Consider the following 14,301-nt stretch of genomic DNA (forward strand, 5'->3'; position numbering starts at 1 on the left):
GCGTTGCGCCCAAAACACAATAATAATGAGGACGGACATGACCCCGAACCGCGCGACATTCCCTCTGCGACTGGCGCTGAGCCTGCTTGGCTGCGCCGCGACCCTGCCGGCGCTGGCCACCGAAGCCGGCGTCGACAACATCGGCCCCGGCACCGACGGCTTCTTCATGCTGCCGATGGAAGTCGACAGCCTTCCGGAGAACATGGTCGCCTTCAACCTCTACTACAACCACTACAAGGCGCGGAAGCTCAACATCAGCTCGTTCGGCGGCAAGGTGCCGAATGTCGAGATCGAATCCACCGCCGTGATCCCGCGCCTCGACTACCTGAGCCCGGTGCGGATCTTCGGCGGGCGCCTGGCCGGTTACATCGCCCAGCCGTGGCTCAAACAGGAAGTCTCGGTGTTCGGCCTGAGCGACACCCGTGAAGGCATGGGCGATACCACCATCGCGCCGATCATCCTGTGGGACATGGGCAAGGACCTGACCCTCGGCGCCGCCGTGGAAATCACCGTGCCCACCGGCGAATACAGCGTCGACCGGCTGGCCAACACCAGCAACAATTTCTACACCTACAAACCGCTGTTCTCCTTCACCTGGCTGCCGACGGACAAGACCGAAGTCTCGATGAAGACCACCTACAGCTTCAACGAGAAGAACAAGGACACCGACTACAAATCCGGGCAGATCTTCCACTTCGATTATTCGGCCAGCTACAAGATCACCGACGACCTGATGCTCGGCATCAACGGTTACTACCTCAAGCAGACCACCGACGACAAACAGTTCGGCCACACCGTGCAATTCGCCGGCGAAGACGTGAACGACGGCGTACGCGGCAAGGTCTTCGCCATCGGCCCGGCGCTGCACTTCACCTTCCTCAAGTACGCCAGCGCCGAGATTCGCTGGGCCAAGGAATTCGACGTGGAGAACCGGCCAGAGGGGGAAATGTTGTGGGCGAAGGTGAGTATTCCGTATGCGTTCTGAGTGCATTTTGTAGGAAGGCGCGCGCGGATTTGTAGGCTGGGAACCTGAAAAACAGAGAGGAGGAATAGGCCTACAGCGGCGGTCGAGATTGCCGGACAACGGTGGGAAACGTCCGGCAGATTTCAAAGGGGTGCTTGCAGATACTGGGCTTCGTTATCCCATGGTTCTTCAAGGGCTCATGGGGTACATCGTCTGCCAGTGACGACAATGGGCCATTCCCCCTTAAACTGCTGAAATTGATCACGGAGATCACTATGAGCATATTGCATTCCCCGTTTTACTCTGACTTCGAATCCGAAGAAGAGGCAGAGAGCTACGATCGCTGGTTTCGTGCGGAGGTACAGGATGCACTTGATGATCCAAGTCCTGGCATTCCCCATGATGAAGTTATGGCAATGCTCGACCAGATGCTGGAAGAGATGCGCAGGAAGCGCCGCTCTGCTGCTTGAATGGAGCAGCAAGTCCTCGCGTCAACTGGCTGATATCTTCAAATACATCGAGCAACACAACACCAACGCTTCAATTTCGCTAAGAAACAAGGTGGGTGCAGCAGCACAGCGACTTTCATCAATACCTTATGGTTACCGACCCGGCCGAGTACCTGGCACTCGCGAAATGGTGATTCATCCGAACTATCTGCTGGTTTATCGAGTGAATGGCCATATCAAAATACTGAGGGTGCTTCACGCCCGACAAAAATACCCCTCAACTTCAGCAACATAAAAAAAGGGCGGCCAAACGGCCGCCCGAAGCGTACTACACGAGAGTCCTTTACAACGTCAGCTGTCCCCGCTCCTCCTCGGTCAGCTGCTGCTTCGCCTGTTCATCCAGCGCCCCGGCGCCCAGCACCTGCACCGGGCTGTTGGGGTTGTAGCCCGGTGTCGGTGCGCGGCTGGCGCCATCGCGGGTCGGGGCCAGTTGTTCGTTGCCGAAGCTGAGCACCTGCACGGTGAATACCGAAGCCTGATTCTGGCGCGACGCGGCTTGCTGCTGACGGGCGACGTCTTCGGCCGCCTGGGTTGCCGAGGACGCAGCGGAACTGGCCGAGGTGATCGCCCCGGTGTTGACCGCCGAGACCACCGGCACGCCGGTCGCCTTGCCCTGCACCGAGATGTTGGCGGCGTTGACCACCGTCAGCGCGGCGATGTTGACGTTGCCCGAGACGCGAATCCCCGCCTCGCCCGCATCGATGGTGCCCAGCGGCGCGATCAGGTCGATGTCCCCCGGCGCCACTTCAGCAATCGGGTTGAGCGTGGCGATACCGGCGCCGGTGCTCGGCACCGATGGCGACAGGGTCACGTTGCCCCAGGTGTCGTAAACGCGTTTCGGCGGGGTGTAGACCACGGTGGTTTTCGAACCGCGACCGGCGTTGATGTCGCCCTCGGCTGACCAGCCAAGGATCGAGCCACCAAACGTCGTCATGATCCGGCTCTGTCCCAGCAGAATGCTGCCCTGGGAATAGAGCTGAATGTTGCCCGAACCCTGGGTGATGATCCCCGCCGTGGACGGTGGCGCCGCGCCCTCGATGCCGAACACCTGACCACCGCCCGGGGTGAGCATCTGGATGTCACCACCGAACAGCGTCTTGACCCCGGCGCCCCCATAAAGAGTGATATCACCGTCATAACGGATCGGGTTACCGGCCACATCGACGGTCGGGAACAGCGAAACAATGGCATTGCGACCACGCAGGTAACTGCCTTTGCGCGGGCCGTCGACGTCGTTGTACTCAAGACCGCCGGCACGCAATTCGGCGAAATACACCTGACGGGCGAAGATCGCCTGCTCGGTACTCGGCAGTGCAGCGAAGAAGGCTTGCGCCTGTTCGGCGTTGCCGCTGAAGCCATAGCCGAGGGTCAGCCAGCTCTGCAGCTCGTCGAGGTAAGTCTTGACCACTTTGCCCGGTTGCCCGTTAAGCGACGCATTCGGGTCGGCGAGGTTCTGCGGGTTCAGGTAACGGGCGATGAACCGCGAATAATCCGGACCTTGCGCCCCTGCCCCCGCCTGCAATACCACGCTGGCGCCCGGTTGTTTATCGCCTGCGACCAGCGAGCCGAGGCTGGTGATGCTGGCGCGGTTTTCCATGAGGATGTTACGCCCTGCATTGATATCGAGGACACCGGGCCCGGCGATATCGAAGCTGCTGTAGAGAATGTCGCGACCCGCCGACACTCGCGATACGTCTCGTGGATCATTGTGGACGAACAGGTTGCCGGTGGACGTGATGTTTTCGCGGTTGATACCCATCTCTTCGGGCTGCACGGAGGTTGGCTGTCCAAGATTGGTCCCTGACGCGACGATGTCACGACCGGCGATCATCCAGACCGGCCCGGCGGCCTCATACCAGGTACGTTTGGATATTTCGAAATTCAAGGTCTCACCTGTGCGTACACCCACAAGATCACCGGTCAACGCATAGAAGCGTGCAGGCTGCTGAACATTGCTCAATCCCGAATAGCTGTTGGGACCGAATGCGAACAGCGGGTAACGCGTGTTTCCGTCCGGAACAACACCGTCGCGGCTGTAATTGCTGGCCACCAGTGAGCCTGGCGAATTGGCATCAAAGCGATTGAACGCCGGATTGAATGGTGTAGCGATGGCCAAAGGACTGGCACCGGATTGATTGATCGCATAGCCACCCGCGTAGATCGAGTCACCCGCCAACAATTCCAGCTGACCTGACTGCGCCGGCGCCAGCAGCAACGAATAGGCTTTAAACGGGTTGTTGCCAAGTCCGCCGTCAAAAGCGGCGGACGGACCGGCATAAATGGACCCCTGCCCCGCCACTGCCCGAAGGATGGAGGGATAGACGAACCGGCCGTCCGTAGGCGAAGTGTTTCGCCCAGTGATCAGATTGTTGGAACCGTCGAACTCTGCGATCTGCGTACTGGGCGTGAGATTGCCCCCCGCCGAAAACAAGTCGATCGCCGTATGGTCGGTCCACAACGAAAAACCGCTCAGGATCCCGCCTCTCTGGATGTCCCCATTGCTGTCGAAAACAGGGGTTGCGTTCTGCAGGCTCACTCGCCCCGGATCGCCGGCCCCGCCCAACACCAGATCGCCACGGGTGCTCAGGCTCATGCCCGAGTCGCCGGGAATCAATACCAGGCCACCGGAAGCTTTGCTGAGCGTGGAAGTAAACGGATCGAAAGCGCGCGTCTCCCGCGGGTCATTAAATTGCGAGGCCGCGCCGTATTGCAGATCAATTCCGCCCACAGCCCCGCCACTCAATTGTGCCGCGCCGCGCAGGTTGATCAGCGTACCTTGCAGATCGTGGAATGGTCGCGCCGTGCCGGTATCACCCGCCCGGGCTTGCAGCGACGGGTTGAGCTGACCGCCTATGCGGATATCCATGTCACCGCCACCGGTCATCTGCACGCTACCATCGCTGCCGATTCTGCCTGTGCTGCCGACTGCCACGATCAGCCCTTGACTGCGCAGGTAATTGCGCGAATCGCCCATGGGCTTCAACAGGCCCGCGTCAGCCCCGGCGCGCAAACTGATGTTGCCGCCGCCCAGCGTACCAAAGCCGGTAAACCCGACCAGGTACGGGTCGGTGCTGGTTGAGTTCGGTATCGGCTGAGTGATGTAACTGCCGAAGTTGATCCACCAGGCGGTTGGAACATCGGCGCTGCCCGTCCCCTGGCGCCACAGCCAGTTACCGACGGCGACGCTGGCGATCTGGTCGCGGAAACCGCCGGAAGTGGTTTGCTCTTTATGCCCTACCGAGTCGCCGGAAATCGATCCACCGGCATTGACCGTGAGGTTACCGCCCAGCTGTGGATACCAGGCCTGATAAAGGCTGTCAGTACCACCGTTGACCCATTTTTCGTAGTCGGCCCCCGTGCTGCCCAGAACCGAGTTGGTATCGGAAAGGTGCCCGCGTGGCTGGTTATAGAGCGGATCGACATTGGCCGACTGCGTCCCTGCGGTGTACACACCAAAAGGTGAGTCCATGCTCAGATTGCCCGCCGCGATCAAGTCGAGATCGCCCGTACCGGTGCGCAGCACACTGAACATCTGGGTGTGAGCCTTGGCGGATTTTTGCGGATTGTTTTCCAGGCACAATTCCGGCATCAGTTCGCAGAGGATCAGGTAGTCATCCGGAACGGGCTCGTAATCGGCGCCCATGCCACTGCCCGGTGCCCAGACCCAGCGTGCCATCGGCGCGCAATCGCCAGGGCCGATCTCGCACAGAATCAGGTACTCCTCGGGGATCGGTTCATAGGCGGGGAAGCCATACTGGTTACCGACGGCCCAGACCAGTTTCGCGGCACCTTGAGTGACCGTCACGCCATAGTGCGTATCCGCCAGTCGCAAATTGCCTTCGCTGGTCACCGGTTTGACCATGCGGTTATCGGCGGCCTCAAGATCGGCACCGGCCACCACACGCATCGACCACGACGCACTGCCAGACGGCAACATGCTCGCCACTGCCCAGTTCTTGCCCTGCTGCGTGCCGTTGAACGGGCGCAACTCGATCAGTGACGTACCGTCGGCCAGCTTCACGTCCGTCATTGACGGAATCAGCGACCCGCGCAACAAGGCCAGTGAACCGCTCAACAGAACGCCGCCAGTGTTGCCGGTGTCTGCATCGACAGTCCCGGGAAGCGGCACGCCCTTGGGCCAGGTCATCGCGTCCAGTGCGGTCGCCTTGTTCAGGCGAATGCCTGCACCCAGACGCGTAGTGGCTGGCAAGGTCACGCTGTCGCTGAGCAATGTTCCTGCGGCGTACAGCAGATTGCCGTTCTGGTCGTGAATGGCGCCAGCCAGCACCGTACCGGCGCTGAAGGTATAGGATTCTTTCAAGGTCACCTGACCTGGCAGCAACGTACCGCTGGCGAAGGTCGCACTCTGAATCGCCACGTCATAGTTCAGCGTTGCACCCACCGGGAACCTCGTTCCCTCGGCCAGCGAAACGCCGGTGCCCGGAACGATCAGATCGCCGCCAAACGGCTGCACACCGGCAATCAGTTTCCAACCGGCATCATCGACGGTTTCCGGTGGCGGGGCGAAGCCGTCGTTGATGCTGCCGTAAATATCGAGGTTGCCGCCGGCACGGATCACCAGGCTGCCGGCCTCCCCTGAACCGTAAACGGCAGGGTTCAGCCGCGTGTGCGGATTGAGACTGGCGTAGCGATAGCCCGAAAGGTCCAGATCGCCCTCCACCACCAGATCACCGTCGGCAGTCTTGCTGGCGATTTCCACGCCCGGCCGCAGATGGAATGCATCGGCGTAGGTGGCGTTGTTCAGCCCGGCCAGTTTGCGTTGCAGCAGATCACTGTTGCCCAGCGCGGCGTTGATGAAGTTGTTGCTGTCACCGTGAATGCGATCGAGCATGGCTTGATCGATGACCTGATAAGGCCGCCCGCTGACGGCCTGATCGACACCATCACGGGCATCGGTGTAACGGCGCACACCATTGAGCCCGATAGAACGCGCGCCCTGAATGGTCAGCGCACCACTGGCGTCGATGGCGATGTCATTGTTGCCCAGGCGTGGCGCGTTCAGTTCCAGCGTGCCGCGCAGCATTCCGTCATGTTGCCCTGCGAGGAAACCGGGCACGGCATCGGTACCGTGGCGCAGGTCGATGCGTGCGCCGCTGCCCAGCGTGAGCACGCCATCGCCGGAACCGAGTTCGACCGTGGCACGGTTCGGCGCATCGATGATCTTGCCGTAGCTGTCCACCCGCAGCACGCGACCATGGGCGTCGAGCACGCTGTTACCCGCGAGGGTCAGACCGTTTTTCGCCGACAGACGAATGCTGCCGACACGTTCGCCGCTGGCATCGATCAGACCGGCCACCGTCAGGCTGCCATTGTCCACCGACACATTGACCTCGCCAGCCTTGAGACCGTCGCCGATCACCAGATTGCCCTGCTTGAGTTGCAGGCTGCGACTGCCGAACACCTGACCTGCGTTCAACCGCTGATTGAGCGCCGCGAACTGTTCAGTGGCGTCACCGCCCAGGCGTTGAGCACGAATGTCCACGCCCCCGGCCTTGTACGGCACCAACGTGCCCCCGGCGTCGTAGTAACCGCTGCTACCGCCGACAATCTCGCCTTGCAGGTCGACCATCCCGGCTGCGTCCGCCAATGCGACGACGCTGAGGTTGCCGGCCTGATTGTTCTGCGCCGACAGATCGATGCGCGAGCCCGCAGCCTGACGGATATTTCCGTTGGCGCTGTACAGCGAAACATCGCCGCCCCAGCTGTACTTGCTGACATCGTTGAACGGCAAGGTGCGCCCGGCCATATCCAGCACGGCTCCGCTGCCCAGGGTCAGATCGCCCTCGGACTTCACCGTCAGCTTGCCGCTGGCCAATGCGATACGGCTGTCGAGCACGACGTCGCGGGCTTGAAGATTCAACTCCGCCCCCAGGGCATTGGCCACTCCGACAGCCCCGGCGCCACTGAGCGTCAGGCTGTTGCCGGCCTTGAGCAGACTGACCGATGCCGCTTCACCGGTCAGCAACGGTGTGCGCAGATTCAGATTGCCGCCACTGTAGGTGTAGCCTTTGACCGGGTCGTAGACGCCCTGCTGCTGATAAACCGCCAGGCTGCCTTTGTGATTGGCGGTGATACGGTCGCTGGCGCTCAGGTTGACGTTGGCAAAACCCAGCGCCAGACGATTGTTCTGATCCAGACCATTGGGTTGTGGCATCGGCCCGTAACCCAGCTCGATGCGTTGCGCCTGAATATCCAGCGTCCCCTTTCCGGTGCCGGCCCCCTCTTTGATCACCGTGCCCGGGTTTTGAGTGGCACCGTTCCAGATCAGATTGCTGGTACGGATGGTCGCCACATCATTGGCATCGCCCAAGCCGTAAATCGCAGGTGTCACGAGTAACAGATTCTGCAACTTGCTCTGACCGGTCTGCGGATCCAGCGTATCGAGGGTCACGCTGCCAAAGAAGTTGATTGCATCGCGAGCGGTCAGGCTCAGGGTTTCAAGGGCTGGCGCACCATACTGGGTGTCGCCGCGTAACAGGCGGTCAAGCACAGTCGGGTTCAGTACCAGGCCATTGGGTACGCGGTTGCCTGCCGCCGCCAGCGACGCTGCATTGCCGACATTCACCGCGCCAACGGCGAGCGCCAGGTGTCGGGTACCGAAACGTACTGTCTCACCCAGCTCGAACTGATCGTTGGTGGCGGCGGTAATGCTGCCATTGGAATAAAGCAGCGCCGGGTTGCTGCATGCGCCCGACGCGCAGCTGCCGATACGAACGTTGCCGCCGCTGCCGAGGTCAGGTGCCAGCACATTGGTCCAGCCGTTGGACACCAACAACATGCTGGCGGACCCCGGTTTATAGAGATAGCCATCCGCGGAGTCATAGGCGACATTGCCGCGCCCCAGCGTATTGATGCCCGCCCCCGCCTCGACCGTTATCCCGCCGGCGCCCGATGTCGTGCGCAACAGGACTTCCGGCGCCGACAACACGGCCCCTTCACGCAGAACGATGCTGGAGTTATCACCCAGGAAACCGATGAGATTACCTTCCACGGTGTACCGCACATTCGGCATTGCACCGACGGTCAGACGTCCTGCATTCAGGTTGTTCAGGGTATCGGCATAGAGAGAGACGCCTTTGAAACCTTCGGTGGGTGCATGCCCTGCACCCAGGATTTCAAAATCTGCGCCGGCGTTGCCACTGCGTACCACCGCTGTGCCAACCCTGCCATTTTCGGCTGCCGCGAATAACGCGTTACCCGCGAACTGAAGCGCAATGTCTTGCTTGCCGCCAGCGACAAGACGCAAATCCAGCGTCTTGCCATCCATCGGTGCCAACGCCCTTGGCACGCCACGGCGCGCGGCGTCGCTCTGGATAAATGCAGTGAATCCGGTTTCGTTGTACTGCGAATAACGGCGTAACACATCAGCCGACGTCAGAATGACCTGACTGGCCAGACTGTCGCGCAGCCCGGTATTGGCAATCGACATCTGTGCGTTGCTGGTCCACGACCCATTGCGCATTTGCAAAGAGCCTGCCGTCGCGCCTGGCGCGGCCTGACCATTGACCTCGACCCGGAACGCGCCGGGCAGCAGCGCGAAGGTAGAAGGCAACAGTGTGTAAGTGCCCGCCGGCAGCCCCGGCACACCGCTGCCAAGGGTGATTTGCTGGCCGATACGCGGGTCCACCGCACCGGCTTCGGCGAGCACGGGCGCGTAGGTACTCTGATTGCCCGGAACAATGGCGTAGACAGGGTTGCTTGCCAGCCCCGGCAAGCTGAACGTACCGTCAGCGGCGTTGCGTACCAGCGGGTTGAAACGCGCATCGGTCGAGCCGCCACGCCCGGAAACGAAACCGGCGCCGCGCAGATCGCCACCGCCCGAAAGGTCAATGATCGCGCCGCTCTGTACGTCAATGAATTGCGAGCGGATTGCCACGCCTGTGTTCTCGCCCGTGATCCCCTCAAGGGCGACGGACTTGCCGTTGTAAAGGTAGTCGATGCCATCGGTGGTGCCGCCATACGGCATGACCAGGCCGGCAGCGCTGACCGAGGTCAGGCTGCCGGGAAGCAGATGAACCTCGCGGGTCTGGGTCAACAGGTCGTCACCCAGGGAAATCTGGCCCAGCGGTGCGCGAATCACCCCTCCCTGCTCGACGTATCCGCCATACAGACTCAATTTGCCGAACACCGAGTACGGCAATGCAACGGGCGCCGCACCCCGTCCGCTGATGCGCAACGTGTGCGCCGGCGCCGTAATCGAGCCCTGATAACCGACACGCACTTCAGCCTGGACGCCGCTGGCGGGATAAATCTGTGCAGCGCCAAGGCTCAAGTCACCCGGCGTCCACAGGCGGGTCTTCTCCGCGCCATCGGTCTGTGCCAGGAAACGCAGATCACCGCTGCTGTCGAGCGATACCTGGCCAAAAGCCCTTCGGCTGTATTCAGCGGCAGGTCCGCTGACTTGCCGGATCACGCCCTGGGTACCGAACGACAGACCGTTACTCAGATCCAGCAGATTCGCTGATGCATTGAAGCTGGCCTCTGACAGTCGGGTCGTCGGATTGAGTGTTGCCTGAGGTCGAACCTTACCGACGATGCCGTAGTAGGTGCCGACTCCGGACAGGCGCAGATAGGGTGCGCTGACATCGACACGCGTTGCATCGTTCGACGACTCGGCCAGAGACAAGGCGCCCGCATACAGGCTCAGGCTCTGATTCATGTGCAGATTCACGTCACCGTCGAACGACAGCAGACCGTTGCTGAGCAGACTCAGGTTATCGAAACCACCACTCATCAAACCATCGGCACTCAAGCGCGCCTGCCCATAGCGCAAACCGTCAGCGCTATGGCCGGGTTCCAGGTCCGATCCCAATCGCTGATCAGCCGCGCCTTGAGCAATGATCATCTCCCTTGGCGCTCGCACCTTGTTGTCCGCAGAGTCCGCGTACAACGGTGATTCCAGGGCAATGTCCAGACGTCCTCCAGCGGCCCCGAGACCACCCGCCACCGCACGCAGACTGCCCTCGATGAACAGACCGTTGTAAGAACTCAGGCTGATGCGACCACCGTCAGTAGCGATGCGGGTCGGCCCCTGGCCGGCGATATCGAGCAACGCCTCTGCACCCGAGGCATCCAGCCGTGCGCCTGGTCGTACGATCACGTAAGCATCGGCAGCGGTGGCTGTGGCGAGCTTCGAGTCGATCTCGCCGCCGATGACGATGCTGCCGCCCTTGCCCACCTGGCCATAGGTGCGCCCCAGAACGTCCGTTGCGGTACTGACTTGGCCGGATACATCCAGCACGGCCTGCTCACCGATCCAGATCGAACGGTCGTGGGCCTTCGGATCGGCAACCAGGATGGACGTCGCCGGCTTGATCGAGCCGAACTGTTGCTGACGGATGTCAATCGTGCCGCCCCTTGCATATAGCTCACCACCGACGGTGATCTGCCCGGCGCCACGCAGTTTGATGCTTTGTCCCGGGTCGACGCTGATGCGCGAGCCACGGCCCAGCGTCAGGGTGCTGTTGGCGGCATCGATCAGGTCGTCCAATGTCACGCCACCTTGCAACGTCAGGCTGGCACCGGCGCGTTGAGTCAGAACGCCCTTGGTCGGGTTTTCCTGGAACAGCGTCGGAGTCCACAGCTCCAGCGCCGTACGCGGATCAACGCTGCTGATCACGTTCGGTGCCGCGTCGCCGAAACGGTAGACCGGCAAGTTCACGTCGATTGCGGTGCCTTCGGCAACGTCGAGTCCGCTCAGGCCGATCAGGTTGTAGGCGGAGAATCCCTTGCTGAACAGGTCGGCGGACAGTTGCAGGGTGTTGTCCGCCAGGGTTTTGTCCGTTTGCCCGATGAGTATTTTGTTGGCCTGCACCGTCAGGGTGCCGCCGCCCGTGACGCCGTACCCACGCAGTTCGCCGTCGAGGTTCAGACGGGTCTTTCCTGGCGCGGAAATGGCGCTCGACTCCAGCGTCAGGTCGCCGCCCTTGCCACCCCGCGTCTTGCCATTGGCAAGCACAGCGCCACCGGAAGAAACGTCGAGCAGGCTGCCGGCAGCGACGTCGATATCGCCGCTGCTGCGGATCGATATCAGGCCACCGTTCAGATACGCCAGGCTGGCGTTATCGTCCGGGTTGGTGCGCAGGTTGCTCCACAGGCCTCGTGTATCGAGAAGCACGCCCTCGGCGATGCGGGTTTGTATCGCCTTGTCGGTTTTGGCCGCCAGGCGAGTGTCGGTGTTTGTACCGCCGTTGAACTGATTGAGTACGTTGCCCAGGCGCAGACTGCCACCGCGTGCAGTCAGATCGGCGCCGACCTGCACATCCGGGGCGTAGAGGGTGATGTCGCCACCGCTGTCGACCGTAAGCGCACCGTCAACGGCGATCTGATCCTTGGCCGAAACCTTGAGCGCACCGAGGCGGAATCCGTTGAGCTGATCGTTATCGAGATACAGCTTGCCCTTGCGGGTATCGGACACCGCGCCGGTCAAGTCAAGATCATTGCCGGCGACCGGGCGCGTGCCACCGATCTGCACCTGATCGAGCAATGGATTGAGGCTGTAGAGCAGGCCGTTCGACGCCGCGACGAAGGTCGGGTCGTAACTGCCGACAATCAATTGCGCACGCCGGGCCAGTGCGGTCTGACTCTGCTGATAACCGTCGAGCACCGGTTTCGGCGCCTGATTCTGCCGCTCGCCCTGGTACACATCACCGATCATCTGCCCGTCGAGCACGGCGCTGGCAGTGGAAATCACCAGTTGCCCGGCATCGCGGCCCACGGTGTAACCCGACTCGAAGCGTGAACGCGGGGCGATCAGCGGGTTGTAGAAGTAGCTGGTCTGGCCCCAGCGCTCGCTGTTGTCTTCATAACCTTTGTACAAGCCGGTGTAGAGCAGATCCCCTGGCGCACGAGAGACTTCGTACAAGCGCCCGTCTGCGCCACGCAGCCAGCTCTGGCGGATCTGCCCGCTCTGTACATCCAGGGTGCCGCCGGACAGGTTGATCAGCGAACCCTTTTCGGTGACCACGTCGTTGCCGGCGAAACTCACCGTGCCACCCTGCGCCATCCACTCGCCGACGCTGTGACCCTGGGTGCCGAGATAACCACCGACTTCCAGCAAGCCGCCGGCGGTGTACCAGCGATCCGTGGCATAGCCGTTGGTGCCGGCCGGCACATACACCAGCTCGCGCATATCGACCCAGATGTCGTTGCTGTTGAGCGCGCCCTTCTCGCGGTTGACCGACGCATCACGCTGCTCGTTGCCCTGCACGTTGATCTTGATGCTGTTGTTTTCCATCGCCACCTTGACGCCGATGGCACCGGACACATCGATCATCGCGCCGTCACGCACCAGACTGCGACGCTGCGCGCTGACCGCGACCTGGCCGCCTGTGGCGAGGGTGATGGAGCCGCTCTGGAACTCGACGCTGCCGCCACTCGAAATCTCGATACGCGACTGGTCGCCACGGATCCGGTTGTTGGCCGTGACGCCCGTCAGCGCGGCCTGATGCTGACTGTCGAGGGCGGTCATGTCGCTGCTGTCGAGCATGATCGCCGTGGCACTGCCCTGCCCCAGCGTCACACTGCCGTTGGTATCGGTGCTCGGGTTGGAAAGGTGAATCGTGCCCCGCGTCGCCACTGACGTGCTGGCGAGCAATACGCCGTTTTGCACCACCTCATGACCGGTCAGGGTGATGTCGCCCGTCGCGGACTGGATCAATCCGTTGTTGCTGACCTTGCCCGCCACGGCACCGGCCTTGAAGCCCGGAATAACTTCACTGCCAAAGGTGGTCGACAGCGCATTGCCTTCGGTGCCCGAGCCCTTGCGGATGTAGAAACGGTCACCGGCGGCCAGCACGGTCTGACCCTTGGCAGTGCTGATGCTGCCGTTGTTCTGCACTTCGTTGCCGAGCAGCAGCGCATAGCCTCCGGCATCGGTGGAAGCCGACGGTTTATGGGTTTCAATCGAGGCGCCGCGCTCCACCAGCACTTTGCCGGCCGCATCGGTGAATGTCGGCTGACTGCCGGTGCTGTCGAAATACAGACCCCGATCACGGAACTGGATATCGGTGATGTTCGCCGCTGCCGCTACCAGATTGCGCACGTTCACCTGACTGCTGCCGCTGAACACGATGCCGTTGCGGTTGATCAGCATCACCGTGCCGTTGCCCTTGATCTGGCCTTGAATCTGGCTGGCCCGGGCGTTTGGATCGTTGACCCGGTTGAGCACTGCCCAGTTCGACTGCTGGGCAAAATCGACCGTGGTGTTGCGACCGACGTTGAAGGTTTCCCAGTTGAGGATTGCCTTGTCGGCAGTCTGCTCGATCTTCACCGTGGTCTTGCCATCGACCTGGGTCTGCTGCGGGCCTTTCGCGTTCTGCCAGCCCTGGGTCAGGCTGTTGTCGACTTTCAGACCGCCCTCACCCAGGCCGTCCGGCACGAACTGCACCGTGCCCAACGCGGCGGCGCGCCCAGCCGCCTGCGCCGCCTGCTGCGCGGCAATCGCGGCGACCGTGTTGTTAAGGGTCTGAATCGAGCGCTGCAACTGCGCATTGGCCTTCTGCTGCTGGGCCAGCGGCGGTGTCATTCCAGGCAAGCCACCCACGCTCGGACGCGCCGCCGCAGCCTGTTGCGCCGCGCCCTTGGCAGCAAACCAGCCCGAACTGAACGCCGTCTGCGCCTGCGCGCTGCCCGCCACCAGACACAACGCCACCGCGTGCGCCAACGGTTTGAGCAACCACAGCGACGGCTCGACGGTTTTACGCTTGGAGGACAGAACGCTGGTACGACGACGGGATGGGCGAGCGAGCATCACTACGAGATCCTTTTTGATTGCCACACAAGGCCGCAGGCATGCAAAAACCTGCT

At 61.8% G+C, this 14,301-nt stretch carries 4 protein-coding genes; 3 read left to right on the plus strand and 1 reads right to left on the minus strand.

What is annotated here, in order from left to right:
• Positions 1-37 precede the first annotated feature (37 nt).
• From ABTV87_RS16230 to ABTV87_RS16240, 3 genes are all read left to right on the plus strand, one after another.
• On the plus strand, positions 38-985 hold the full coding sequence (locus tag ABTV87_RS16230; protein ID WP_007959403.1) for a SphA family protein: 948 nt from the start codon (positions 38-40) through the stop codon (positions 983-985).
• 254 nt (positions 986-1,239) lie between these two features.
• Positions 1,240-1,434 carry a type II toxin-antitoxin system RelB family antitoxin gene (gene relB, locus ABTV87_RS16235; RefSeq protein ID WP_007959401.1) on the plus strand — a complete coding sequence of 65 codons (195 nt, stop codon included), beginning with the start codon at positions 1,240-1,242 and terminating at the stop codon, positions 1,432-1,434.
• Positions 1,367-1,708 carry a type II toxin-antitoxin system RelE/ParE family toxin gene (locus ABTV87_RS16240; protein ID WP_081493596.1) on the plus strand — a complete coding sequence of 114 codons (342 nt, stop codon included), beginning with the start codon at positions 1,367-1,369 and terminating at the stop codon, positions 1,706-1,708. The genes relB and ABTV87_RS16240 overlap by 68 nt, the downstream gene beginning before the upstream one ends.
• Positions 1,709-1,756: 48 nt before the next feature.
• Here ABTV87_RS16240 and ABTV87_RS16245 read toward each other — a convergent pair whose 3' ends face one another.
• The gene (locus tag ABTV87_RS16245; RefSeq protein WP_433897914.1) at positions 1,757-14,245 is read right to left on the minus strand and encodes a filamentous haemagglutinin family protein; all 12,489 of its coding nucleotides are present in this window, start codon (positions 14,243-14,245) and stop codon (positions 1,757-1,759) included.
• Positions 14,246-14,301 lie beyond the last annotated feature (56 nt).

Origin of the sequence: Pseudomonas sp. PSE1(2024) (assembly GCF_050990555.1) — a bacterium.
GTDB lineage: Bacteria > Pseudomonadota > Gammaproteobacteria > Pseudomonadales > Pseudomonadaceae > Aquipseudomonas > Aquipseudomonas aphyarum.